Consider the following 25215-nt stretch of genomic DNA (forward strand, 5'->3'; position numbering starts at 1 on the left):
CCCCCGTTCGGCTGCGCAGCAGTCGCAAATCGGCTAATGCGTTCTATCTGTAGAACTGAAGTTACCGGATTCGGGACCGCTTCGCGGCCCAACGGGGGCAAGCCCCCTCGCCACAGATGGGCTAGAACCCAACACTGGCCTGCACAAAAAACGTACGCGGCGCGCCGACGTACATGCCCGAGTTGTTGTCGCTGGAGCGGGTGAAGTACTGCTTGTCGAAGATGTTTTTCACCCCGGCACCCAGTTTCAGGTTCGACACCTGCGGGCCAAAGTCATAGCCGCTACGCACGTTCCAGGTCACGTAACCCGGAATGTCGCCGAACTGGCCGTCGGCGGAGCCTTCGGTGATGTAGTTACCGTTGAAACTGCCATCGGCGTTCACACCGGTGCCCGGCGAGCGCTGTTTCGACTGGGCGAACGCATCGAGGTTCCAGGTCCAGCGGTTGATGTCGTAACGCAGGCCGGCGGTGGCCACCTGACGGGAGTAGAACGGCAGGTCACGGCCCTTGAAGCCCGGGATTTCACCTTCATAAGTGGCGCGGGTGTAAGTGAAACCGGCGTTGGCGGTCAGGCCGTCGAGGCGTGGGTCCAGCGCCGCCAGATCGTAGTGCACCGAGGTTTCGATGCCCTGGTGCTTGGTCGCGCCGAGGTTGGTCCAGCCCACATCGTTGCTGATGTATTGCAGTTCGTCGTCGAAGTCGATGTAGAACAGCGTCACCTCACCGCCCCACACGTCATCGTTGTAGCGCGTACCGATTTCGTAGGTCTTGGCCTTTTCCGGCTGCAGGCCGTTGGCAGGCTCATCACCGATACCGCCCTGCCCCAGCTGGAAATACTGCAGCGCGCCGAACGAGGTTTCGTAGTTGGCGAACAGCTTCCAGGCCTCGGACATGTGGTACATCACGCTTAGGGCCGGCAGCGGCTCGTTGCTTTCGATGCTGCGTTTTTTCTCCGGCACCGGTTTACCGGCATTATCGAGTACCGGGCGGTCATGCCAGTCGGTGCTGATGTGCTCGAAGCGAATACCCGGGGTGACGGTCCAGTTGCCCACATCGATCTTGTTGTCGACGTAGACCGAATTGGCCTCGGTTCCACCGGTGCGGTCCTGATAGACATGGCCGTCCGCCCCCGGACGCACGACGGGCTCGTTGTTGACCAGCGCCACTCGGCTGGCCTCTTCGTGCATGGCCTCTTTCAGGTAGCGATAACCGACGCTGACTTCCTGGGTGGTCGGGCCCACATCGAACACATGGGACACCCGTGGTTCGATACCGAAGGTGTAGTAGCTGCGCGGATAGGAATTGAGTGTCTTCAGGTCACGGGAGGCGATGGTGCTGCCACGAAAACTGTCGGTGTAGTAAGTCAGCACTTCGGCCTGGGTGCGATCGTCGATCTGCCGCGCCCACTTGAACGACACATCCTTGCGACGGCCGCTGAAGTTGTCGTAGTCGCGCACCGACTGGAACGGGTCGGCATCGTACTGCGCCTGGGTCAGGCCGCCGGGCATGTCGGCCTTGGCGTCGTAGTAGTGGAAGTTGAGACTGAAATCGTCGACATCGGTCGGCGCCCAATGGGTCTTGAGGATCACGTCGTCGATGTCGTTACCGTTGTTGCTTTCACGGTAACCGTTGCCGTTCACGCCGGAGTACAACAGCGCCACGCCCATGCCGTTGTCGGCGGTGCCGCCCATGAACGCCGTGTCGATGTGTTTCCAGCCACCGTGCTGCGACGTTTCCAGGGTGGTGCCGATTTCCGCGGAGGCCTGTTCCGGGATCGCGCGGGTCACGAAGTTGATCACACCGCCGACGTTTTGCGGCCCGTAGCGCACGGAGCCGGCACCGCGTACCACGTCGATGCTGTCGAGGTTGCCGGAGGAAATCGGTGCCATGGACAGTTGTGGCTGCCCGTAGGGCGCGAACGCCGCCGGGATGCCGTCGATCAGCACGGTGGAGCGAGGCGACAGGCGCGAAGTCAGGCCGCGCACGCCGACGTTGAGGGAAATGTCGCTGCCACCGGTGCCGTTGGCGTCCTGCACTTGCACGCCGGGAACCCGTTTCAACACGTCGCCGACGTTCATCGCGCCCTGCTCGATCATGGCTTCGCGGCGCACCACCGTTCGTGCGCCAGGGTGGTTCTGCACCAAGACGGCATCGGCGTCATCGAGCCAGTCGCCCACCACCTTGATGTCGGTCACGCCAAGCTCCAGCGGGCCGTTGGCCGCCGAAGTCGGCGCCGGCATCAGGGTCACCGAACCTTCATCGATCTGGTATTGCAGGCCGCTGCCTTGCAGCAACTGGCGCAGTGCGTCTTCCGGGGACATATTGCCGTCCACCGCCGGAGCCTGTTTGCCGGCGACCAGCTCAGGGCTGAAGAACACCTGAAGCGAGGTTTGCTGGCCCAATTGGCTCAAGGCTTGCCCCAAGGGTTGCGCCGGGATGCGGATGCCGTCGGCGGCAAAGGCCTGGGGCAGCGCAACGTTGACCGCCAGGGCGAGAGCCAGCGGCAACCAGGGGAATTTGTTGTTTTTAGTGGTGGAATTTTTCACGTCGAACGTAATCCTGTGGATCGCAAAAGTGTGCGCTTGTTAATGCAAACCAGTTGCAGTTGAACAGGAAGACGATGAACTCGAAAAAAACCTGAATTTTATTTTGAAATTATTTCCTGGCTGCCATCGCCAAGGGTACGCACGGCCACCGGCAGAATGCTCGGCAAGGCCTTGAGCAGTGCATCGGTGTTGTCGGACTTGAACACGCTGGTCAGGCGCAGATCGCCGACCGCTGCGCTGGCGACCTTGAGCGGTTTCTCCCGATAACGTGAGACCTGCTCGGCGACGTCAGCCAGGCGGGCGTTGTTGAACACCAGTTTGCCGCTGCGCCAGGCAGTCATTTCCGCCGGGTTGACGGCGTAGGCGGCCGCGACCTTGCCCAGGGCATCGACGTGGGTGCCCAGGCCTGCTGTCAGATGGATGAAATCGTTATCGGCAGCCTCGCGCCCCTGAACCTTGACCGTGCCCTGCTCCACCACCACCCGGGTTTCGCTGGCGCCACGGCGTACGTCGAACCGGGTGCCGGTGACCGTGACCTTGCCGCTGCCCGACTCGACCACAAAGGGTCGGCGGGTGTCGTGCTCGACGCTGAACATCGCTTCGCCTTCGCTCAGCTCAACGTGGCGTTGACCCTTTTCAAAACGCACCTGAATCCGGCTGCGGCTGTCCAGATCCACCACCGAACCGTCCGGCAACGCCACATGGCGCCGCTCATTCAGGGCCGTTGAAAACTCGGCCGTGTAAGGCGCTGGATGATTCAGGCTGCTGAACAGACCCAGGCCGAGCGCCACCGCGAGCACGCTGGCGGCTACCGCGTAACGCAGCACCGGACGAGGTTTTTTCAGGGCTGGCGGGGTTTCACACAAGGCACGCAAACGCGCCGCCGGCAGCAAATCGGCGGCGCGCCACACCCCCTGGAGCACTTCGAATTCGTTCCGGTGTTGGGGGTGTTCGTCCAGCCAGGCCTGAAACCGGCGACGCACTTCGACATCGACGACAGGTTCCTGCAAACGTACAAACCATAGCGCCGCGTCATCGCGAACCGTTGTTTGCCCGCACGCACAATCACGAGTATCCATCATGGAAGTTCCTGTTGGGCTGGGGAGGAGATGGCGCGACCGATCATGACTGCAACCCGTCCAGGCGATCACGCAGGTGCCGAAGCGTGCGGATCATATACTTTTCCACCATGTTCTTGGACAGCCCCAGGCGTTCGGCGATTTCGGCCTGGGTCAGGCCCTCGATTTTCTGCCAGACAAACACCTTGCGGCAGTTGACCGGCAACTCGCAGAGCGCCCGTTCGATGGAATCAGCCAGCTGGATCGCGTGCATGAAATGCTCCGGGTCGCCGCTCGGCGACTCACTGAGATCGATCGCCTCTGACTCCATGGCGCCCCGCCGGTCCTCACGCCGATAACCATCCACGGCAATGTTGCGCGCAGTCTGGTGCAAATACGCCCGGGGCTGTTCAACCCGCGCCGAATCGGACTCAAGCACCCGCACAAAGGTATCGTGGGCCAGGTCCTCGGCCTGCTGACGATTCCTCAGGCGACGGGTCCAGGTACCAACCAACTCTTCGTAATGCTCGAAAAAGCCGTGTCTGCGGGGCAGCTTGAGGGTCATTGCGCTGTGCTGTGGAAACGGGGCGTGAATAGTAATGCTTCTTATTAAACCAAAGCAATCGCTTGCCGCCTCAAACGCGCTCCCTGTAGCCCGAAACGCAAAAGGCCGCTGATTGCTCAGCGGCCTTGTTCAATCCGATGGGTTAGTCCGCCTGGCAGATGCCATCGAAGCCGAAATTCACAGGTCGGTAATTTCCTTGTGGCGAGGCACCAGCATCTTCATCACACTCCACGCCACCAGATAGGCCAGCGCGCAGACGGCGAACATGATCATGTAGCCGGTACGGATTTCACCCACCGATTTGTAGTAGTCGAACACCCAGCCACCGATCTTGGTCAGCAAGACTCCGCCCAACCCACCCGCCATACCGCCAATGCCGACCACGGATGCGACGGTCTTTTGCGGAAACATGTCCGACACCGTGGTGAAGATGTTGGCCGACCAGGCCTGATGCGCCGACGCGCCCACACCGATGAGCAACACCGGTACCCAGACGCTGATGTGACCCAATGGCTGCGCCAACAGCACGACCAACGGGAAAACGGCAATCACCAGCATGGCTTTCATGCGGCCGTCATACGGCTTGTCGCCACGTGCCATGAAATAGCTGGGGAACCAGCCGCCGCCAATACTGCCCACCATGGTCATGCTGTACAGCACGGCCAGCGGCACCACGATGGCTGCGCCTTTCAGGCCGTACTGCTCCGACAGGTAGGTCGGAAGCCAGAATAGAAAGAACCACCACACACCATCGGTCATGAACTTGCCGAAGGCGAACGCCCACGTCTGACGGTATTTCAGCAATTGGAACCACGAAACCTTTTTGCCGACGCCCGTCTGCACTGCGGCGCTGGCGGGGGAATCACTGCGAATGTGCGCCAGTTCCTGTGCCGACAGGCGCTTCTGCTGCTCCGGCTTGTCGTACAACACCAGCCATACGCCCATCCAGATAAAGCCCAGCATGCCGATCACGATGAACGCTACCTGCCAGCCCCACAGGCCAGCGATCAGCGGCACCGAAATGGGGGCCAGGATCGCGCCGACGTTGGCCCCGGAGTTGAAGATGCCGGTGGCGAAGGAGCGTTCCTTCTTCGGGAAATACTCAGCGGTGACCTTGATTGCGGCCGGGAAGTTGGCCGACTCACCGACCGCCAGCACGGCGCGCGACAGCATGAAGCCGGCGATCGAGACCGGGATGACCGCAATACCGAGCGCGGCACAGATGGCGGCGATACCCTCGCCCATGGGTTCTGCAAAGGCGTGCATGACGGCGCCGGTCGACCAAACACAAATCGCCACCACAAAAGCAGCCTTGGTGCCGATCTTGTCGACCACACGGCCCGCGAACAGCATGGAAATCGCGTAGGTGAACTGGAAGACCGCGGCAATGTTGGCGTAATCGGTGTTGCTCCAGCCAAATTGCCTCGACAGCTCCGGCGCCAGCAGGCTGAGCACCTGGCGGTCGAGGTAATTGACGGTGGTTGCAAAAAACAACAATGCACAAATGGTCCATCGGTATTTACCGACAGACTGGCTGACGCGTTGCGCAGTAATTGGCTCGTTGAGGTTCATGGCATCACTTTATTGTAGATTTTTGGTGATGATCTCTCGGTGTAAAACGAGATCGATTGGGCCGCCGGGCTTCACTTCAATGCATCAGTCCAGACGAAACGGGCCCTGTTCCGCCGAGGGATTGGGCCAACTGATTTCGGACAACTCATCAGACAACTCACAGAAAAACAGGGACTGATTGCTCAGCCTGCGTTTCTCACGCGAGTCAGTGACGGGTTGTCACAGATAACGGACGCAAGGGTGTGTGGGCGTAGAAGCCAATGGCTGAACACGGGAACTTCAGGGGCGAGAGGGAGGCGATTGGATTCATGTTGGGGTCGACACTCTTTTTATTTTTAGTTTGGACACGCATGTCATACGTCGTCGTATGACTTAAGAGATTTATAGCCAGTACCATGGGATACTGTCAACAAGAAAACCCCTTAGACCTGAACGGCCTGACCGCCCTGAAAATACGACATGTAATCGAATAAACCCGTTAAACAGGCTCTTGGGCCCAGGTAACGCGACGCGACACACGCTCCTTGCAGGAGCTGCCGCAGGCTGCGATCTTTTGCTGGTTAATGCCTGCGCAACCACTCGATAAACAGCGCAAACAACTCCGACTGCGAACCCACCTCCAGTTTCAGGTACAGGTTCTTGCGGTGCATGCGTACGGTTTCCGGCGAGATGTTCATCTGGCTGGCCGTGGACTTCACCGAATGCCCGCGCAACACCATGTGCGCCACTTCCCGCTCTCGCTCGGTGAGCAATTCACAACCGAAGTTCTCGAACGCCGCCTGCACCCGATGCTTGAGATCGTCGCGCAGGCCTTGCTCGTCATCTCGCTCGATCCCGGCACTGCGCAGCAGTCCACGCTGGCTGAACTCGCTGATGAATTCCCGCACCAGCGGTTCGACGGCTCGCAGCAGGTTCAACTGTTCGTCGCTCAGGCATTCACCACCGAAACCCTGATAGAGGCTGACAGAAATCTTCGTGTCATTGCCGGTATCGACGATGTAGTAGCTGTCTTCGGAACAACCCGCCTTCAGGTAATAGGATTTGTAGTAGTCACTGTCGAAGAAGTTGTCCGGGGCGATTTCCTCCAGGTGATAGAAGCCTTGCGCCAACCCCTGCTCCACCGCCAGGCAGAACGGGTCGAGCAAATAGCCCCCGGAAAAATAGCGCTCAAGAATCGAGACCTGATACTCCTGGGCAATCCCGCGCTGATGCAGCAGCTGTGGTGCGCGGTCCTTGCGCTCCAGGCTGATCATCATCGACTCCACGGACACCAGCTGCGCCAACGCTGACGCCAGGTACTGCAGGGCGTCAGGCTCATCGACATGGGCGAATGCCTCGCGCATTCCCCCATGCCATTTGTGCAACGCCCCGAAGGGCATCGCGATCAGCGTATCGTCGTCTGGTTTGCTCATGCCCCGCAGTCTAGCGGGTGCGCAGGCCCTTGGTAACAACCTGTGTGGCGAATTCATTGGCCGCCATACTGACCGCTGGCCTGAAGCTCAGCGGCCACTTCGACAATGCAATCGCGCAAGGTCTCGACGATTTCATCGACCTGGGCACACGTGAGGATCAACGGTGGCGACATCACATTGAGGTGCATGATCGGCCGCACCAGCAATCCTCGGGCCTGGGCCCGCACGTGGATCTTCTCGCCGATGTTGATCTCGTCGGGGAACAGCGTCTTGGTGCGTTTATCGGCGACGAACTCCACGCAGGCCATGAGTTTCTGGCAGCGCACATCCCCCACCAGCGGCAAGTCGCGCAGCGTTGCCAAACGTTCCTCCAGATAAGCGCCCACCGTGTCGACATGGGCCAGCAGGTTTTCCCGCTCGATGATTTCGATGTTCTTCAGCGCCGCCGTGCAGCACACCGGGTGGCCGCTGTAGGTGAAGCCGTGGGTGAAGCAGCGGCCCTTGCCCGGCTCGGCGATGACCTTCCAGATGCGCTCGGAAAAGATGCACGCGCCCAGCGGCAGGTAGGCCGAGGTCAGGCCCTTGGCGGTGGTGATGATGTCGGGCTGCACGTCGAACACATCCCGGGAAGCGAAGAACTTGCCCAGGCGCCCGAACGAGGTCACCACTTCGTCGGCGACGAACAGGATGTCGTAGCGCTGGCAGACGTCCCACATGCGCTTGAGATAACCCTGGGGCGGAATGATCACCCCGCCCGAGCCCATGATCGGTTCGGCAAAGAAAGCGGCGACCTTGTCCGCGCCAATCGACAGGATCTTGTCTTCGAATTCCTTGACCAGGAACTCGAGGAACTGCGCCTCGTCCATGCCGTCCGGCGCGCGGTACGGGTTGGGGTTGGAGACGTGGTGGATCAGCGGGTTGGCGTAATCGAACTCCGGCACCCGGTCGGCGGCCTTGTTGCCGATCGACATGGTCAGGGTGGTGGAGCCGTGATAGGCGTTGAACCGGGCGATGACGTGTTTCTTTTCCGGCTTGCCGCGGCAGTTCTGGTAGTACTGGATCAGCCGGTACGCGGTGTCCACGGCGGTGGAGCCGCCGGTGGTCAGGAACACATGGTCGAGATCGCCGGGGGCCAGGCTGGCGAGTTTTTCGCACAGCTCGATGGCGACGTTGTTCGACATGTCGGAAAACGGATTCGAATAGGCCAGCTGGCGCACCTGATCGGCGATGGCCTCGGCCATTTCCTCGCGACCCAGGCCGATGTTGGTGCACCACATGCCGCCCACCGCATCGAGAAAGCGGTTGCCCTGGGTGTCGTAGATGTAGGCGCCATCGCCGGCAACGATGTTCAACGAGCCTTGCTCGGCGTGCTCGTCGAACATGTGGTAGCCGTGCATGTGATGGGCCTTGTCGGCCTTGACCAGCCGGGACTCGTCCGCTGGGGAAAATACGCTGCGTGTTGGCGTCGCCATAAATGAACCTCTAACCGAAATGACTCACGATCGAACAAATCAGATGCCGCTTTTCACGGTGCTCCAGACCCGGGTAATCGCCCGCATGTCCTTGGCGTCCTGGGTCTTCTGCGGGAACAGGCGCTTGCGGGTCTGTGCATCGGGGTAGATCGCCGGGTTGTCGCGTACTTCGGCGTTCAACAGGGGCGTGGCCGCCGCGTTACTGTTGGCGTAATTGATGTAGTCACTCACATCCGCCATCACCTGCGGCTGCATCAGGTATTCCAGGAATTTGTGCGCATTGGCGACGTGCGTCGCATCGGCCGGGATGTACAGGTTGTCGAACCAGATCAGCGAACCTTCCTTGGGGATGAAGTACGCCAGGTTGATTTGCTTCCTGGCTTCTGCTGCGCGGGCCATGGCCGTGGCGTAATCGCCGGACCAGGTCATAGCCATGCACACATCGCCGTTGGGCAGGCTGGTCAGGTAATTGACCGAGTCGAACTTGCGGATATACGGCCGCACCGACAGCAACAGCTCCTGAGCGGCTTTCAGATCCGCCGGAGCGGCGCTATTCGGGTCACGCCCCAGGTAGGTCAAGGCCATCGGAATGACTTCGGTCGGCGCATCGAGCAGGGTCACGCCACAGTCGGCGAAGCGCGAGACGATCTTCGGATCGAAGATCATCGCCAGCGAACCGATCGGTGCGTCCGGCATGCGTTCCTTGATCTTGTCGACGTTGTAGGTCACGCCATTGCTGCCCCAGGTGTAGGGCGCAGAGTACTGGGTGCCGGGGTCGTAGCCTTGCAGATCCTCGAGGATTTGCGGGTCGAGGTTGGTCCAGCCCGGCAGCTGTTTTTTGTCCAGCGGCTGGAACACCTTGGCCTTGATCAGGGGTGGCGCGAGCGAGGCGTTCAACACGATCAGGTCATAACCGGAATGGCCGGTGAGCAACTTGGCCTGCACCGTTTCATAAGAGTCGAAGGTGTCGTAGACCACCTTGATACCGGTGGCCTTTTCGAAATCGGCGATGGTTTTTTCACCGATGTAATCCGCCCAGTTGTACAGCCGCAGCGTATTGCTGTCGTCCGCATAGGCATTCAATGTCAACGGTACAACAAACAGACTGGAAATCACCTTAAGCAGTGTCTTGCCCATAGCAAATGCACCTTATAGCGAGTTCGGCTCTGGATGAGCGGATGCCTCCACTATTGGTCGATTGGCCGGGCGGAACCATACCCCGAATGGGTGTGTGTCGTTTTTGGCACACAGGCATGGCAAAAAGCGGCAGCGCAGTTGACCCGTTTTGCCATAGATCGGGATTTGTCCGGCGCTTAAAGTGGCAGCCTGAACCGACCCTGCGGAGCCTGCGATGACAGATTTGATCAAACACGAGCAACGCGACGGCGTGTTGACGCTGACCATCGACCGCCCGGACAAGCTCAACGCGCTGAACAACGCCATGTACACGCAACTGGCCGAGCTGTTGCTGGCCGCCGACGAAGACGCGCAGACCGGCGTCATCATCCTCACCGGCGGCCCGGCCTGCTTCACCAGCGGCAATGACCTGGTGGATTTCCTCCAGCATCCGCCGACGCATCTGGACGCCCCGGCGTTTCGCCTGATGAAAGTCGTCACGCACCTGCAAAAACCGCTGATCGCGGCAGTCTGCGGGGCGGCCATCGGCATTGGTACTACGTTGCTGCTGCATTGCGATCAGGTGTTGGTCACCCGCAACGCCAAGCTGCGCATGCCGTTCGTCAACATCGGCCTGTGCCCCGAATTCGGTGCCAGCCTGTTGCTGCCCCGTCGACTCGGCCATGCCCGCGCCGCGAGCCTGCTCCTGCTGGGCAACGGCCTGGACGGCAACGACGCGGTGAACTGGGGCATCGCCAACGAAGCCTTCGATGACGGCGAGCAATGCCTGGCAGCGGCCAGAAAAATCGCCCAGCGCTTTTTGGCCCTGCCCCGGGAGGCCTTGCGCCAGTCCCGGCAATTGATGAAACAGGCGACGTTGCCGGAACTGCAAGCCACCCTGCGCGAAGAAAACACGCTGTTCATCCAGCGCCTGAATACCGACGAGGCGAAAACCGCCTTGCACGCCCTGCTCAATCGCAGTACAGACAAGAATCCACCGAAAGGAAACCAGCCATGAACACTCCGGAAATCTACGTCGTCAGCGCCGCCCGTACCGCCATCGGTACGTTCGGCGGTTCGCTCAAGGACGTGCCACTGGCCGACCTCGCGACCACAGCCGTGAAAGCCGCCCTGGAACGAGCCGCCGTGGACCCGGCGCTCGTTGGCCATCTGGTGATGGGCAACGTGATCCCGACCGAAACCCGCGACGCCTACATCTCCCGCGTCGCCGCGATGAACGCCGGCATCCCGAAGGAAACCCCGGCCTACAACGTCAACCGCCTGTGCGGTTCGGGCCTGCAAGCGATCATCAACGCCGCCCAGACCCTGATGCTCGGCGATGCCGACATCGTCGTCGGCGCCGGTGCCGAATCCATGAGCCGTGGCCCCTACCTGATGCCTTCGGCCCGTTGGGGTTCGCGCATGGGCAACGCCCAGGTCATCGACTACATGCTCGGCATCCTGCATGACCCCTTCCATGGCATCCACATGGGCATCACCGCCGAAAACGTCGCCGCGCGCAACGGCATCACCCGTGAAATGCAGGACGCCCTGGCCCTGGAAGACCAGAAACGCGCGGCCCACGCGATTGCCAACGGCTACTTCAGCGAGCAGATCGCGACCGTGGAAATCCAGGATCGCAAAGGCGTCAAACTGTTCAGCGTCGACGAACACCCGCGCGCCACGTCCCTGGAACAGCTGGCTGCGATGAAGCCGGCGTTCAAGAAGGACGGTTCGGTCACCGCCGGCAACGCCTCGGGCCTGAACGACGGCGCCGCCGCACTGGTCATGGCCAGCGGCAATGCGGTCCAGGCCAACAACCTGAAGCCACTGGCCCGCCTGGTCAGCTACGCCCACGCCGGCGTCGAACCGGAATTCATGGGCCTGGGCCCGATCCCGGCCACCCGCCTGGCGCTCAAGCGCGCCGGCCTGACCGTCGCCGACCTGGACGTGATCGAAGCCAATATCGCCTTCGCCGCCCAGGCCTGCGCCGTCAGCCAGGAACTCGACCTCGACCCGGCCAAGGTCAACCCGAACGGTTCGGGCATCGCCCTGGGCCACCCGGTGGGCGCGACCGGCGCGATCATCGCCACCAAAGCCATCCACGAACTGCACCGCACCGGCGGCCGTTATGCACTGGTGACCATGTGCATCGGTGGTGGCCAGGGGATTGCGGCGATTTTTGAACGCGTCTAAGCAATAGCCGCAAAAAAGGCCGGTGATCGCGCAGATCACCGGCCTTTTTCATTCCGGTAAACCAGTAGCGACCCCCTGTGGGAGCGAGCTTGCTCGCGATGGCGGCATGTCAGGCACCATCATTGTTGACTGGACTACCGCTATCGCGAGCAAGCTCGCTCCCACAGTGGTTCTCTAGCGCATGCAGAATCTCCTTCTCTCTGAACCAAGCACCTGACGACCGGCAGCAAAAACCATTTGCCGCAAAATATTACATGCATCATATTACAGGCATCATAATTAAGCGCCGCCTGACAGGTATCCCTCCATGACCAGCATGCCCACCGTTGAACCCGACCTGGACGCCCCGGTGCAACCGGCAAAACGTCCCCTGCTCAAGCGCCTGCTTGTGCCAACAATGGGGATTGCAGCGTTGGTGTTGGCCGGTGTGTATGGCGCGCATTGGTGGACGGCCGGGCGTTTCATCGAAGAAACCGACGATGCCTACATCGGCGGTGAGGTCACGGTGATCGGGCCAAAGGTGGCAGGTTACATCGACGAAGTGCTGGTGACTGACAACCAGAAGGTCAAGGCCGGCGATGTGCTGATCCGTCTCGATTCGCGCGACTACCGCGCCAACCTGGCCAAGGCCGAAGGCGCAGTGGCCGCCCAGGAAGCCTTGCTGGCCAACCTCGACGCCACCGAACAACTGCAACAGGCGGTCATCGGCCAGGCCCGTGCCGGCATCGACGCCGCCGGTGCCGAAGCCACCCGTTCGCGAGATGACGATGCCCGTTACAAAAAACTGGTGTCCACCAACGCCGTCTCGGTGGAAAGCGCCCAGCGCGCCAATGCCACGTTCAAGACGGCCCAGGCCCAAAGCAACCGCGCCCAGGCGGAGTTGCTGGCCGCTCAGCGCCAGTTGAATGTGATCGACACCCAGAAACAACAGGCCCGGGCCGCCTTGATCCAGGCCAGGGCCGAGCGCGATCTGGCGCAATTGAATGTCGGCTACACCGAACTGAAGGCACCGGTTGACGGCGTGATCGGCAACCGTCGGGCACGGGTCGGCGCCTATGCCCAGGCCGGCTCGCAATTGCTCTCGGTGGTGCCGGCCAGCGGCCTGTGGGTCGACGCCAACTTCAAGGAAGACCAACTGGCGCACATGGTGCCGGGACAGCGGGTGGTGATCCGTGCCGACGTACTGTCGGGGCAGGAATTCCACGGTCACCTGGACAGCCTCGCCCCCGCCAGCGGTTCGCAATTCAGTGTGTTGCCGCCGGAAAACGCCACCGGCAACTTCACCAAGATCGTGCAGCGGGTGCCGGTGCGGATTCACCTCGACCCGGCCGACAGTGTGCTCGGCCACCTGCGTCCGGGTTTGTCGGTCACCGCTGAAGTGGACACGCGCAAGGAGCCTGAAGCGCCCGCCGTGGCCAGCGCGCCATGAGCCGCGCCCTCGCCGCCCCGGCGCAACCGTTCAATGCCGCGGACATGGCGACGGCGACCAAGGTCTTCGCCTTTGCCAGCATGTGCATCGGCATGTTCATTGCGCTGCTGGATATCCAGATTGTCTCGGCTTCGTTGCGTGACATCGGCGGCGGACTCTCCGCCGGCACCGACGAAACCGCGTGGGTGCAAACCAGTTACCTGATCGCCGAGATCATCGTGATCCCGCTGTCGGGCTGGTTGTCCCGGGTGTTTTCCACGCGCTGGCTATTCTGCGCATCGGCGGTCGGCTTTACCCTGACCAGCCTGCTGTGCGGCGTGGCCTGGAACATCCAGAGCATGATCGCCTTCCGCGCCTTGCAAGGCTTTCTCGGCGGTTCGATGATCCCGCTGGTGTTCACCACGGCCTTCGTGTTCTTCACCGGCAAACAACGGGTGATCGCCGCCGCGACCATTGGCGCGGTGGCATCCCTGGCACCGACACTGGGGCCAGTGATCGGTGGCTGGATAACCGACATCTCGTCCTGGCACTGGCTGTTCTACATCAACCTGGTGCCCGGCATCTTTGTCGCCGTGGCCGTGCCGATGCTGGTCAAGATCGACCAGCCGGAACTGTCGCTACTCAAAGGCGCGGATTATTTGAGCATGGTGTTTCTGGCGCTGTTCCTCGGCTGCCTGGAATACACCCTCGAAGAAGGCCCGCGCTGGAACTGGTTCAGCGATCGCACAATCCTGACCACTGCGTGGATCAGCGGCCTGGCCGGGCTGGCATTCATCGGCCGGACCCTGCATGTGGCCAATCCGATTGTCGATCTGCGCGCCCTGAAAGATCGCAATTTTGCCCTTGGCTGCTTCTTCTCGTTCGTCACTGGCATCGGCCTGTTCGCCACCATTTACCTGACGCCACTGTTCCTCGGCCGGGTGCGTGGCTACGGTGCGTTGGACATTGGTCTGGCGGTTTTCTCCACCGGGGTGTTCCAGATCATGGCGATTCCGCTGTATGCCTTTCTGGCCAACCGCGTCGACCTGCGCTGGATCATGATGACCGGCCTCGGGCTGTTCGCGTTATCGATGTGGGATTTCAGCCCGATCACCCATGACTGGGGGGCCAGGGAATTGATGTTGCCGCAAGCCTTGCGCGGGATTGCCCAGCAACTGGCGGTGCCGCCCGCGGTAACGCTGACCCTCGGCGGCCTGGCACCGGCGCGGCTCAAACATGCATCGGGGCTGTTCAACCTGATGCGTAACCTGGGCGGGGCGATCGGTATCGCCGCCTGTGCGACCATTCTCAATGACCGCACCAACCTGCATTTCACCCGGCTGGCGGAAAACCTCAACAGCACCAACGAGGCCCTCAACCAATGGCTGTCCCAGGTCGGCAACAGCTTCGCCGCCCTCGGCCAGAGCGGTGACGCCGGGGTCACCGCCAGCCTGCATCAGCTATGGTTGCTGACCTACCGCGAAGCCCAGACACAAACCTATGGCGACGCGTTTCTGATGATCGGGGTGTGCTTCGTCATCGCCACGGCGATGGTGCCCCTGATGCGCAAGGTGCAACCACCGGCCGCGCCGAGTGCCGATGCTCATTGAGGATCTTTGTCAGGAATCGACCGTTTCCCTTGGCCAGAAACTGCCCAGATTCAATGAAAATGAAGTTGTATTGATTTGAGCGTGCTGTACTCGCCCCACCGGAATCTCGGCCCCGCTATTACTATTACTAATTCGACAACGTGTGGGCTCTCTATGCATAACACTCACGACCATATCGGAGGAAAGCGGGAGTTGAACACTACTGGCTGCCACGGGAGTATTCCCTCGAAGATCTCGAACATAAACAAGCTCACCTGTCGCCGACGTCAACACAACTGATAAATATACCGAGGAAAAGTATTCATGAGCACTGGAGTTAGCGAGGAAGGTTACTTCCACCCAACGCGAAAACAAATTTATGCGTATCCATCCTATCTCACGGTTACCATTTCCTCGTAAGCGCCAAACAAAATCCATACCAGAAATAGCAACATCAAATCCAGGCCTGACAAACTCAACCGCGCGATACTTTTCGAAAAGCAAACCACGAACAGGCTCATCATAAGTATTAATTGCGCGCCGCATATCTTGCTTCAATAAAATTTCATTACCCAGTACAAAGTGTGGATTCCGTTCAAACTCCTTTGCACACCTATCAATTTCAGCCATCAAATTTTCACCTGCATCAGTGCCAAGACTTATATTTATCAGTCCTTGCTCAGTCACTTTCAACCTATTGATCTGTGCATTCAAATCAATTACTGCCGGCGGCATCGCATTAGACACTCCTATACGCGATGGCTCCTTATGCATTATCTCAATAATAAATCCTGGAGAAATCAAAACCGTCCCCGAGAACAATTCGGTATTATCACCCAACATCTCTCGACTAAAAACAATATCACCCCGTGCATTCATCACTACTATTTTTGCATATACCTGCCCCAGAAAATAACCATGTGGTTTTCGATTCACAACATCAATCTTCAGGCGCCCGAGTGAAATATCTACTGCAATTCGGCAAAAGACGCCAAGCAACCCCCCCAGGTGTATGGACTGATCGACAAGAGAACTCGCATATTTTTTTACGTACGTGCAGTTATACTCAATATGTTTATCCTGAACCGCAACATAGTGACAATCCCACTGACACGCGTCATCACCTATTGCCGGTAGTTGCAATGCATATACACCCAACTCCAAATTACTGACAACCACCCTTGCTCCATTTATCTGTGCAACTTTGGCAGCCCCCCTTCCATCTCTCAGGAGCAGGGTCTTGCCCTGAATCTTATCGAGTATGTTTTCATCAAAAATAAATGATACGCTGCCGATTAAACCAGTAACACTGAGATCAGCACAACTAACCAAATCCAACGGACTCCTTAGTCCCAATTGAGTTTGAATCTGCTGAATGTCGTGATTTTCAACAAGCAGATACAGAGGATAAACAGCACTGGCGTTGCTAAAGGAATTACACTTAACTTTTTCAGGCGACAGCAAAACCCCCACGTAAGACATGACTGGTAAAAAGTCAACATTTCCGATATCGATACCTACTTCACTCAACAAGTCCATACCGGCATAATTGGCGACAACATAATCGCTGGAGTTACTGTTTCGACGAAAGCGCCGATAAAACTCTATCAACCCAGCCTCCCCCATCGATTTAACCAGTAGCAGATAGAAAAAAAGTATTAGGTGCCCATGAGGCCCTACATCGACAAGCCCTTTATCAAATGCCGCTTTGGCATTGATATAAAGCTGTTCTTCCCCGGTACCGTACAGCCAGCCGACTTTGTAAAAGTCCTCCCCCAGCTCCTTCTGTTGATACATTGCGCAAGAAATATTGTTCCAAATCTCACTCATCCTGACGACAGCATCACTGATGAACCGTCCTTCGTAACCATGAGATATTTCATGAAGAGAACCCCAATTGGTAGCCCTGATATCCAACCAGAAGTTCGCTACCGAATCCGTAGACTCCGCGGTCCATCCCCCCCCATAATAGGCAGCACCAGCACCTGATTTGTCCGCCTTCATGAAGTAACGGTTAGGAATATTTTTATCGGTGGGCACGCTCGGGGCAAATGAAAGACCGGCAAGATAATTGAAGTATTCAAAAACACCATCATAGTAAGCAGTCAGGCTATGCAAGCCGGATTTCTCATGCAACCTGCGCAGGACCTCTTTATCCTTGGCAGGAATTAGAATCATTGCATAATCACAAACATACAATGCATATGGTGCTGCCAATCGGTCCCACTCTTTAAAAAACTCATCTGCATCCAAACCCGCCTGGCAGGTTGGCAAACTTCCCCCGCCGTTTACAAACTCCACCTCAACATTAACCTGCTGGCCAGCGGTATCGGTATAAGGCGTAGTCAAAAATATGGCTGACGCATGCTCAGCGAAAACTTCTTTCCACTGAGTGGTCACTGTGTGGTGGTTCTCTTTTGCGCCGTCATCATTCAGCAAGTTCAGAGTTACCCCCATACCCGTTTCCGGGAGAGATTGACGAAATCGTATTGACTCGCCTGCCGAGACAATCAACGAAGTTGATTTTCGGTCATGAAAAATTCCTTTGCTGAGTCCCGACTTAAGCAACCAATCAGGTCGCTCAAGGCTGTAAATTGTCTGCGTGTATCTCTTAGTCTCTTCGTTAGCCATTTCAACTCGCCCATAGAAAAGCGCTGGATTTCGAAAAGACATTAGGATCAAAAACATATTTATATAACTGTCATAAATTACAGTTCGTTAGACGGTAAACCCATAAGCCCGCCATTACGCAGAGAGAAATTGAATAAATAGAGCTAATCCGGAAAAAGGAACGCCTCCGAAGTGGAGGCGTCCGTTATCAATAAGCAAGTTGGGGTGACTCAAAAATCAATGGTCCGTAGCGAGTTACCCATCCCCGCATCGATGACCTGAATGTCAGGCCTGAGGCATTTTACGGAAGCCAACCGCCAGGCGGTTCCAGCTGTTGATGGTGCTGATGGCGACGGTCAGGTCGACCATTTCCTTAGGCGTGAACTGTGCGCTGACCACTTCGTAGTCTTCGTCCGGGGCGTGGGTCAGGCTGAGCTGGGTCAGGGATTCGGTCCACAGCAGCGCAGCGCGTTCACGCTCGGTGAAAAACGGCGCCTCGCGCCAGGCCGTCACGGCGAACAGACGACGCGGGGTTTCGCCCCCCTTGATCGCATCGGCGGTGTGCATGTCGATGCAGAAGGCACAGCCGTTGATCTGCGAAGCGCGCAGCTTGACCAGTTCAATCAGGTTTTTTTCCAGCGGCAACTTCGACACAGCTGTTTCCAGGGCGATCATCGCCTTGAGGGCATCAGGGCTGGCAGTGTAGAAATCGATACGGGGTTGCATGGCGTGCTCCAGGGCAAATGGGTGTGTCGCTACGTTAGTCCCCCGGCCGGTCTACACAAATAGCCAATATTCCAGAAGTCGAGGAGGCCACTGCCTGCAAAGCTCAGCCACTATCGCACTGGCATTGTGCGCTGCCATCCCGATGTGACGGATTTGCGGGTCTGGTGCTGAATTCAATGCCGCCATCGCGAGCAAGCTCGCTCCCACATTTGACCGCACTCCCCTGTGGGAGCGAGCCTGCTCGCGAACCGCGAAGCGGCCATTCACACCCGATTGCGCAACCACCGCAGAAAGCCCTTTTTCTCCACCGCCACCGGCAGCTCCTGAGTCAGGGTTTTCGCTTTTTGCAGCCGGTAATCGAGCAAGGCTTGCATTGAATCGTTGATGTCATGACGGGCATCCAGGCACGGCTTGAGGTAGGACTTTTCGATGCGGTACAGGCCACAGAAGGTCTTGGCGGTAAACTGCGCAGGCAGCGCGCTGTCGGTGAGAATACCCGCCTCGCCGATCACCTCCCCCGGCCCCATGCGTCCGGATTCGAATGGCGTTCCGTGGCGCATCAAGGTCACCGAGATCACGCCGGATTCGATAATGAACAAGTGATCGCTGACCTCCTCCGCTTCCAGGATCACCTCCCCGGTGCGAAAGGTTTGCAGGGTCATGTTCTGGCTGAACGTGTCTTTCTCCTCCTGACGCAGGGTGGAGAAAATCGGCGAGCTGTCCAGCAACGCCCGTTTGCGTGTCGAGTTGATCGGCGGGTTGGGCTCCACGCTCGACAGCAAATTGACCCCGCACGCCTGCAAGTGCCGGTAGGCCAGGTCGTACAGCTGATTGCGCACTGAGCGTTTCTCGTCCATCGATGCGACAAACCCGCTGATTTCATAGACCACACCAGTGTTGCTGGCATTTTTCAGGCCGACGCTGGGCGACGGCGTCTCCAGCAGCGCACGGCACCCTTGCATGGCCCGCTCCAAGGCTTCGATCACCGTGTTCGGCCTCGCGTGGGGGCTCACTTCCAGGGATACGGAGATACCGAACATGTCGTTCGGCCTGCTGAAATTGATGATCTTGGCCTTGGCCGCCAACGAGTTCGGAATCACTGCCATGCAGCCCTGAGAGGTCTGCAGGCGGGTGGCGCGCCAGTCGATGTCGGTCACCTTGCCCTCCATGCCGTCGATGGAGATGTAGTCATCGAGTTGATAGGGCTTGGTGGTGTTGAGGACGATCCCGGAGAACACGTCGCTGAGGGTACTTTGCAACGCCAGACCGACGATGATCGCCAACGCACCGGAGGTGGCCAGAACACCCTTGACCGGCAGTTCCAGCACATAGGCCAGGGCCGCAATCACCGCGATCAGGAAAATCACCGCGCCGAGCAAATCCTGGAGCAAGCGCCCGGTATGCCCCACCCGTTGCATCATCACCGCGCCGATCAGCACGGTCAGGGTCCGCGCGCCGAACAACCACCAGCCGATCTGCAAGCCGGTGGCGGCCAGGTGCAGCGGCACGTTATCAGCCCAGGGCGGCGGTTCCATCGGGTTCAGGCCTTCGTTGAACAACAGGAGGCTGAACAACGAAAAAATCACCACCCGCACCAGCAGCCGCCAGGCACTGCCAGCGGCGCTGAGCAAGTACCACAACCCGAGATCGATCAGGATCAGCGTCATGGCGCAGATCAATGGGTGTTCAGTGAGCAGTGACAGCATCAAGCAACTCCATCCAGGGCCAATGACGCGAAGATCGCATGGATTGGCACCAGTGTAGGAGCAATTGATTTGGCGGGATTCCGCAAACGCCACAAAATCAAATGTGGGAGCGGGCTTGCTCGCGAATTCAGTGTGTCAGGCAACGTTTATGTTGTTTGACACACCGCTTTCGCGAGCAGGCTCGCTCCCACAGGGGGGATGCGTGAAGCCGAAGTTACTTGCTGTTGGTCAGCGTGCTGTAGCTGGTCATCAGGTTGCGGTAGTCCGGAATATGGTTGGAGAACAGCGTGCCCAACCCTTCGATATCGTTGCGCCAGTCGCGGTGCAGTTCACAGGCCAGGCCGAACCAGGTCATCAATTGCGCACCCTGGGCGGTCATGCGGCTCCATGCCGATTCGCGGGTCAGTTCGTTGAAGGTGCCGGACGCGTCGGTGACCACGAACACATCAAAGCCTTCGGCCAGCGCCGACAGTGCCGGGAACGCCACGCAGACTTCGGTCACTACGCCGGCGATGATCAGTTGTTTCTTGCCGGTGGCCTTGATCGCCTTGACGAAGTCTTCGTTGTCCCAGGCGTTGATCTGGCCAGGGCGAGCGATGTACGGCGCGTCGGGGAACTGCGCCTTGAGCTCGGGCACCAGCGGGCCGTTGGGGCCGGTTTCGAAACTGGTGGTGAGGATGGTCGGCAGCTTGAAGTACTTGGCCAGGTCGGCCAGGGCCAGCACATTGTTCTTGAAGCGATCAGGATCGATGTCGCGTACCAGTGACAACAGGCCGGTTTGATGGTCCACCAGCAGAACGGCGGCGTTGTGCTTGTCCAGACGCTTGTAGGAAGTGGTCATTGCAGTAATCCTCGCAGGTTATCGATGCAGATTCGGTTAGCGCTGGGAATCCAGCGCCTCGTGTTCGTTCGCCACTTGCTGGGCCTTGAGGTAGCTCTCGATCAGCAATTGATAATGCGGCATGGCCTGGGCGTAGACGGCGGCCCACTGTTCGGCATCGGGGCGGTTCCACGAGCCTTGCAGCTCGGAGAGCGTCGCCATGATGTCGATCGGCACCACCCCGGCCTGGGCCAGACGGGCAACGGTCAGATCAGTGGCCAGTTTCGAGTGGTTGCCGGAAGCGTCGACCACCGCAAACACCTTGTAGCCTTCATGCACGGCGGCGATGGACGGGAACGCCAGGCACACGCTGGTCAAGGTGCCGGCGATCACCAGGGTTTTCTTGCCGGTGGCTTTGACCGCCGCGTGAAACTGCGGGTTGTCCCAGGCATTGATTTCGCCTTTGCGCGCCACGTACTGCGCATGGGGTGCGGCCTCGTGGATTTCCGGGATCAACGGCCCGTTCGGTCCTTGCGGAACGGAAGCCGTGGTGATCACCGGCATCTTCAGCAGGGTCGCAGCCTTGGCCAGGGCAATGGCGTTGGCGCGCAGTTGGGGCACGTCCATGTCCTTGACGATCTGGAACAGTCCGCTCTGGTGATCGATCAACAGCATCGCGCTGTCATTGGGATCGATGGTCGGTTTCTGGCCGTTGAAGTTGGCCGCGTAGACAGTACTCATGTGCGTTTCCTCTTTCTTTTGGGCAACAGCCATCCCTGGCCTGAAAACCGGCCTACTCATCCTGTGTAGAGTCGGGTGTTGAAGCGCTGCGAATTAAGCGTGCATCCGGCCGAAGCGTCCGGACTGGAAGTCGGCGAAGGCCTGGTGGATTTCTTGCTCGGTGTTCATCACGAACGGCCCGTGACCGACGATCGGCTCGTCGATCGGCTCACCGCTGAGCAACAACACCACCGCGTCTTCGCTGGCTTGGAGGGTCATCTGATCGCCCTTGCGATCGAACAGGGCCAGTTGCCCCTGGCGCACCGGTTCCAGGCCATTGACCTGAACCGTGCCACGCAAGACCACCAGTGCGGTGTTGCGCCCTTCATACAGGTCCAGGGTCAGCGACTTGCCGGCATTCAAACGAATGTCCCACAGGTCGACCGGGGTAAAGGTGCGTGCCGGGCCCTTGTGGCCGTCGAACTCACCGGCGATCAGGCGCAGGCTGCCGGCGCTGTCCTTCAAGGCGATGCTCGGGATGTCAGCATCGAGAATCGTCTGGTAGCCGGGGTCGGCCATTTTGTCCCTGGCCGGCAGGTTGACCCACAGTTGCACCATCTCCAGGGTGCCGCCGCTTTTGGCGAAACCGTCGGAGTGAAACTCTTCATGCAGGATCCCCGAGGCAGCGGTCATCCATTGCACATCGCCAGGGCCGATCTTGCCGCCGCTGCCGGTGGAATCCCGGTGCTCCAGTTCGCCCTTGTAAACGATAGTCACGGTTTCAAAACCACGATGAGGATGCTGACCAACGCCACGTCGTTCGGTGGTCGGGGTGAATTCAGCGGGGCCGGCGTGATCGAGCAACAGGAACGGGCTGATGTGTTTGCCCAGGTTGTCGTAGGAAAACAGCGTGCGTACTGGAAAACCGTCGCCAACCCAATGGGTCCGTGGGCTGGTGTAGATACCGATGATGTTTTTCATGGTGTCTCCTGGTGAGGGGGTGGTGAAGCCATGGACAAAGCTTAAAACCGTGACCTTTGCTGCGCTAGACTGCAAAAATCAGCTTTAGCGTTCTATCTGGAGAACGATGGTGGAAGACCTCAACACCCTCTACTACTTCACCCAAGTGGTGGAGCATCACGGTTTCGCCGCAGCCGGCCGGGCACTGGACATGCCCAAGTCGAAGCTCAGCCGACGCATTGCCGAGCTTGAAGAACGCCTCGGCGTGCGCCTGCTGCACCGCACCAGCCGGCATTGCTCATTGACGGAAATCGGCCAGGCGTATTACCAGCGTTGCCTGGCCATGCGGGTGGAGGCGGAAAGCGCCGCCGAACTGATCGAGCGCAACCGCTCCGAGCCTCAGGGCATGGTGCGTATCAGTTGCCCGACGGCGCTGCTCAACACTTGGGTCGGGCCAATGCTGACCCGCTACATGCTCAAGTATCCGTTGGTGCAAGTGTTCATCGAGAGCACCAACCGCCGGGTCGATCTGATTCACGAAGGCTTCGACATTGCCCTGCGGGTACGCTTTCCACCGCTGGAAAACACCGACATGGTGATGAAGGTGCTGGGCAACAGCACCCAGAGCGTGGTCGGCAGCCCGGCCTTTTTATCGCGCCTGTCGACACCGGCCTCCCCGGCCGACCTCAGCGGCCTGCCGAGCCTGCACTGGGGCGCGGCGCAGCGCGAATATCAGTGGGAACTGTTCGGCGCCGATGGCAGCACGGCGATGATCCGGCATGCCCCGCGCATGGTCACCGATGACCTGTTGGCCTTGCGCCATGCGGCAGTCGCCGGGATCGGCATCGTGCACCTGCCCAGCGTGGTGGTGCGCGATGAAATCGCTGCCGGGCAACTGGTGGAACTGGTGCCGGGCTGGGCACCGAAGAGCGGAGTGATCCATGCGATCTTCCCCTCGCGTCGGGGGTTACTGCCGTCGGTGCGCACCTTGATCGATTTTCTCGGGGAAGAATTCAGCCGCAGTGATATTGCTTGAAGGCAGCGGCAAGCTTTGAGCTGAAAGCGGCAAGTTGATTGGGGGGGGGTAGCGGAGATTTTATTTCGGGCATAATATTAAATTTGATTACACCCATAATATTGAGCCCACCGAGGACTCCGTCATGCAAAGCCCTAACCGCGACGCCACCCTCGCCCAATGGATCGCCCAGGAACAGGCCATGCGCGCCCGCCTTGCCGGGCCCGGCAGTCTGTCCATGGCCGAGGTCAGCGCGTTGTCCCCCGCCGAGTTTTTCGAAGGCATTGGCAACGGCGAATTGCCCTCCCCGCCGATTGGCACGCTGATGGATTTCATCCCCATCCAATGGTCGACCGGACTGTTCATCTTCCAGGGCACGCCGGATGCCCGGCACTACAACCCGCTGGGCACGGTCCACGGCGGTTATGCCGCAACCTTGCTTGATTCATGCATGGGTTGTGCGGTCCATACACAACTGAAAAAAGGCCAGGGTTACACCACGCTGGATCTGCGCATCAGCTACGTCCGCGCGTTGAACAACGCCAGTGGACCGGTGCGTGCCGAGGGCAAGATTGTGCACTTGGGTCGCTCGACAGCGCTGGCCGAGGGGCGGATTTATGATGTGGATGGGCGGTTGTATGCGACGGGGACCACCACTTGCATGATTCTTGAGCCTCGGGGGTAAGGCTTCAGACCGAGTCGCTACCTTCGCGAGCAAGCCCGCTCCCACATGGGGAATGCATTCCAAATGTAGGAGCGGGCTTGCTCGCGAAGGCGTCGGATCAGACACCATCACCCCACCAGACTGCCGATGATTCTTGATTTCCAGTAAACATTGCTTTGCCAATCCAGCGGTTTTTCTCACGGATGCAGGCGCAGATACTGCCGCCCATTCCCACTGCAACCTCTGGAGTCATCAATGTCCATTCCCGCCTTCGGCCTGGGTACGTACCGCTTGCAAGGCCAGGTGCTCATCGATTCGGTGAGCATCGCCCTGGCGCTCGGTTACCGGGTGATCGATACCGCACAAATCTACGAGAACGAAGCCGAGGTCGGCGAGGCTATCGCCGCCAGCGGCATCGCCCGGGAAGACCTGTTCATCACCAGCAAGATCTGGGTCGCCAACCTGGCCGGTGATCGACTGATCGACAGCCTGAAGGAAAGCCTGGGCAAACTGCAGACCGATTACCTGGACCTGACCCTGATCCATTGGCCTTCGCCGGACGATCAAGTGCCTGTCGCAGAGTTCATGGGCGCCCTGCTCGAAGCCAAACGCATGGGCCTGACCCGACAGATCGGTGTGTCCAACTTCACCATCGACCTGATGAAACAGGCGGTTGCGGCCATCGGCGCCGAGCACATCGCCACGAACCAGATCGAACTGCACCCGTACCTGCAAAACCGCAAGGTCGTCGCATTCGCGCAGAGCCAGGGCATTGGCATCACGTCCTACATGACTCTGGCTTACGGTGAAGTCCTCAAGGACCCGCTCATCCAGCAGATCGCCGAACGCCTGCGAGCGACGCCGGCTCAGGTCACCCTGGCGTGGGCCATGCAATCGGGTTACTCGGTGATCCCGTCGTCCACTCGCCGGGCCAACCTCGAAAGCAACTTGAAGGCTCGCGAACTGACCTTGAGCGAGGCCGACATGGCCTTGATCGCAACACTGGATCGCGGCCACCGGTTGACCAGTCCCAAAGGCATCGCACCGAGCTGGGATTGAGC

The 25215-nt window shown here is 59.2% G+C and carries 20 protein-coding genes; 7 read left to right on the forward strand and 13 right to left on the reverse strand.

The annotated features are described in order from the left end of the window. Positions 1-121: 121 nt before the first annotated feature. From ACXX83_RS15515 to ACXX83_RS15545, 7 genes are all read right to left on the reverse strand, one after another. Positions 122-2545 carry a TonB-dependent siderophore receptor gene (locus tag ACXX83_RS15515; protein WP_458549021.1) on the reverse strand — a complete coding sequence of 808 codons (2424 nt, stop codon included), beginning with the start codon at positions 2543-2545 and terminating at the stop codon, positions 122-124. Between the two features lie 98 nt (positions 2546-2643). Continuing rightward, positions 2644-3627, reverse strand: a complete 984-nt coding sequence (locus tag ACXX83_RS15520; RefSeq protein ID WP_458549022.1) for a FecR family protein — start codon at positions 3625-3627, stop codon at positions 2644-2646. Between the two features lie 40 nt (positions 3628-3667). Further along, complete coding sequence (locus tag ACXX83_RS15525; RefSeq protein WP_102675353.1) at positions 3668-4168, reverse strand: sigma-70 family RNA polymerase sigma factor; 501 nt, start codon at positions 4166-4168, stop codon at positions 3668-3670. A gap of 177 nt (positions 4169-4345) precedes the next feature. Then, complete coding sequence (locus ACXX83_RS15530) at positions 4346-5740, reverse strand: MFS transporter (protein ID WP_458549023.1); 1395 nt, start codon at positions 5738-5740, stop codon at positions 4346-4348. Positions 5741-6300: 560 nt separating this feature from the next. Continuing rightward, on the reverse strand, positions 6301-7209 hold the full coding sequence (locus ACXX83_RS15535) for a helix-turn-helix transcriptional regulator (protein WP_458549024.1): 909 nt from the start codon (positions 7207-7209) through the stop codon (positions 6301-6303). Next, positions 7206-8624, reverse strand: coding sequence for an aminotransferase (locus ACXX83_RS15540; RefSeq protein ID WP_458549025.1), 1419 nt, complete (start codon positions 8622-8624; stop codon positions 7206-7208). Before ACXX83_RS15540 ends, ACXX83_RS15535 begins: the two co-directional genes overlap by 4 nt. 39 nt (positions 8625-8663) lie before the next feature. Beyond that, positions 8664-9761, reverse strand: a complete 1098-nt coding sequence (locus ACXX83_RS15545) for a polyamine ABC transporter substrate-binding protein (RefSeq protein ID WP_458549026.1) — start codon at positions 9759-9761, stop codon at positions 8664-8666. A 214-nt stretch (positions 9762-9975) separates the two neighbouring features. Between ACXX83_RS15545 and ACXX83_RS15550 the strand changes: the two genes are divergently transcribed. From ACXX83_RS15550 to ACXX83_RS15565, 4 genes are all read left to right on the forward strand, one after another. After that, positions 9976-10758, forward strand: coding sequence for an enoyl-CoA hydratase-related protein (locus ACXX83_RS15550; RefSeq protein ID WP_458549027.1), 783 nt, complete (start codon positions 9976-9978; stop codon positions 10756-10758). After that, on the forward strand, positions 10755-11936 hold the full coding sequence (locus tag ACXX83_RS15555; RefSeq protein ID WP_008049801.1) for an acetyl-CoA C-acyltransferase family protein: 1182 nt from the start codon (positions 10755-10757) through the stop codon (positions 11934-11936). Before ACXX83_RS15550 ends, ACXX83_RS15555 begins: the two co-directional genes overlap by 4 nt. A 307-nt stretch (positions 11937-12243) precedes the next feature. Next, on the forward strand, positions 12244-13365 hold the full coding sequence (locus ACXX83_RS15560) for an HlyD family secretion protein (RefSeq protein WP_458549028.1): 1122 nt from the start codon (positions 12244-12246) through the stop codon (positions 13363-13365). After that, positions 13362-14954, forward strand: a complete 1593-nt coding sequence (locus ACXX83_RS15565; protein ID WP_458549029.1) for a DHA2 family efflux MFS transporter permease subunit — start codon at positions 13362-13364, stop codon at positions 14952-14954. The genes ACXX83_RS15560 and ACXX83_RS15565 overlap by 4 nt, the downstream gene beginning before the upstream one ends. 9 nt (positions 14955-14963) lie before the next feature. On the opposite strand, the gene ACXX83_RS15570 is transcribed toward ACXX83_RS15565, so the two are convergent. The 6 genes from ACXX83_RS15570 to ACXX83_RS15595 form a co-directional block, all read right to left on the reverse strand. Beyond that, complete coding sequence (locus ACXX83_RS15570; RefSeq protein WP_458549030.1) at positions 14964-17564, reverse strand: putative mucin/carbohydrate-binding domain-containing protein; 2601 nt, start codon at positions 17562-17564, stop codon at positions 14964-14966. A gap of 264 nt (positions 17565-17828) precedes the next feature. Further along, on the reverse strand, positions 17829-18269 hold the full coding sequence (locus tag ACXX83_RS15575; protein ID WP_008049798.1) for a carboxymuconolactone decarboxylase family protein: 441 nt from the start codon (positions 18267-18269) through the stop codon (positions 17829-17831). Between the two features lie 263 nt (positions 18270-18532). Further along, complete coding sequence (locus ACXX83_RS15580) at positions 18533-19975, reverse strand: mechanosensitive ion channel domain-containing protein (RefSeq protein WP_458549031.1); 1443 nt, start codon at positions 19973-19975, stop codon at positions 18533-18535. A gap of 214 nt (positions 19976-20189) precedes the next feature. After that, complete coding sequence (ycaC, locus tag ACXX83_RS15585; RefSeq protein ID WP_458549032.1) at positions 20190-20816, reverse strand: isochorismate family cysteine hydrolase YcaC; 627 nt, start codon at positions 20814-20816, stop codon at positions 20190-20192. Positions 20817-20852: 36 nt separating this feature from the next. Beyond that, entirely contained in the window at positions 20853-21536 is a 684-nt protein-coding gene (locus ACXX83_RS15590) for an isochorismatase family protein (RefSeq protein WP_102674357.1), read from the reverse strand. A gap of 93 nt (positions 21537-21629) precedes the next feature. Beyond that, positions 21630-22496 (reverse strand): pirin family protein, encoded by an 867-nt coding sequence (locus tag ACXX83_RS15595; protein ID WP_407801244.1) that lies wholly within the window; start codon positions 22494-22496, stop codon positions 21630-21632. A gap of 106 nt (positions 22497-22602) precedes the next feature. Between ACXX83_RS15595 and ACXX83_RS15600 the strand changes: the two genes are divergently transcribed. The 3 genes from ACXX83_RS15600 (at position 22603) to dkgB (ending at position 25213) form a co-directional block, all read left to right on the forward strand. Next, positions 22603-23511, forward strand: a complete 909-nt coding sequence (locus ACXX83_RS15600) for a LysR family transcriptional regulator (protein ID WP_041474809.1) — start codon at positions 22603-22605, stop codon at positions 23509-23511. 124 nt (positions 23512-23635) lie between these two features. Then, positions 23636-24175 (forward strand): PaaI family thioesterase, encoded by a 540-nt coding sequence (locus ACXX83_RS15605; protein WP_015094180.1) that lies wholly within the window; start codon positions 23636-23638, stop codon positions 24173-24175. A 234-nt stretch (positions 24176-24409) separates the two neighbouring features. Then, positions 24410-25213 carry a 2,5-didehydrogluconate reductase DkgB gene (gene dkgB, locus ACXX83_RS15610; RefSeq protein WP_458549033.1) on the forward strand — a complete coding sequence of 268 codons (804 nt, stop codon included), beginning with the start codon at positions 24410-24412 and terminating at the stop codon, positions 25211-25213. The last annotated feature ends 2 nt before the right edge of the window (positions 25214-25215 follow it).

It is taken from the genome of Pseudomonas sp. GNP012 (assembly GCF_054343835.1).

Bases quoted from the DNA above. Each gene is read 5' to 3' on its own strand.
- ACXX83_RS15520 (WP_458549022.1), bottom strand. From the start codon at position 3,627: ATGATGGATACTCGTGATTGTGCGTGCGGGCAAACAACGGTTCGCGAT.
- ACXX83_RS15525 (WP_102675353.1), bottom strand. From the start codon at position 4,168: ATGACCCTCAAGCTGCCCCGCAGACACGGCTTTTTCGAGCATTACGAA.
- ACXX83_RS15530 (WP_458549023.1), bottom strand. From the start codon at position 5,740: ATGAACCTCAACGAGCCAATTACTGCGCAACGCGTCAGCCAGTCTGTC.
- ACXX83_RS15535 (WP_458549024.1), bottom strand. From the start codon at position 7,209: ATGAATTCGCCACACAGGTTGTTACCAAGGGCCTGCGCACCCGCTAGA.
- ACXX83_RS15540 (WP_458549025.1), bottom strand. From the start codon at position 8,624: ATGGCGACGCCAACACGCAGCGTATTTTCCCCAGCGGACGAGTCCCGG.
- ACXX83_RS15545 (WP_458549026.1), bottom strand. From the start codon at position 9,761: ATGGGCAAGACACTGCTTAAGGTGATTTCCAGTCTGTTTGTTGTACCG.
- ACXX83_RS15550 (WP_458549027.1), top strand. From the start codon at position 9,976: ATGACAGATTTGATCAAACACGAGCAACGCGACGGCGTGTTGACGCTG.
- ACXX83_RS15555 (WP_008049801.1), top strand. From the start codon at position 10,755: ATGAACACTCCGGAAATCTACGTCGTCAGCGCCGCCCGTACCGCCATC.
- ACXX83_RS15560 (WP_458549028.1), top strand. From the start codon at position 12,244: ATGACCAGCATGCCCACCGTTGAACCCGACCTGGACGCCCCGGTGCAA.
- ACXX83_RS15565 (WP_458549029.1), top strand. From the start codon at position 13,362: ATGAGCCGCGCCCTCGCCGCCCCGGCGCAACCGTTCAATGCCGCGGAC.
- ACXX83_RS15570 (WP_458549030.1), bottom strand. From the start codon at position 17,564: ATGGCTAACGAAGAGACTAAGAGATACACGCAGACAATTTACAGCCTT.
- ACXX83_RS15575 (WP_008049798.1), bottom strand. From the start codon at position 18,269: ATGCAACCCCGTATCGATTTCTACACTGCCAGCCCTGATGCCCTCAAG.
- ACXX83_RS15580 (WP_458549031.1), bottom strand. From the start codon at position 19,975: ATGCTGTCACTGCTCACTGAACACCCATTGATCTGCGCCATGACGCTG.
- ycaC (WP_458549032.1), bottom strand. From the start codon at position 20,816: ATGACCACTTCCTACAAGCGTCTGGACAAGCACAACGCCGCCGTTCTG.
- ACXX83_RS15590 (WP_102674357.1), bottom strand. From the start codon at position 21,536: ATGAGTACTGTCTACGCGGCCAACTTCAACGGCCAGAAACCGACCATC.
- ACXX83_RS15595 (WP_407801244.1), bottom strand. From the start codon at position 22,496: ATGAAAAACATCATCGGTATCTACACCAGCCCACGGACCCATTGGGTT.
- ACXX83_RS15600 (WP_041474809.1), top strand. From the start codon at position 22,603: ATGGTGGAAGACCTCAACACCCTCTACTACTTCACCCAAGTGGTGGAG.
- ACXX83_RS15605 (WP_015094180.1), top strand. From the start codon at position 23,636: ATGCAAAGCCCTAACCGCGACGCCACCCTCGCCCAATGGATCGCCCAG.
- dkgB (WP_458549033.1), top strand. From the start codon at position 24,410: ATGTCCATTCCCGCCTTCGGCCTGGGTACGTACCGCTTGCAAGGCCAG.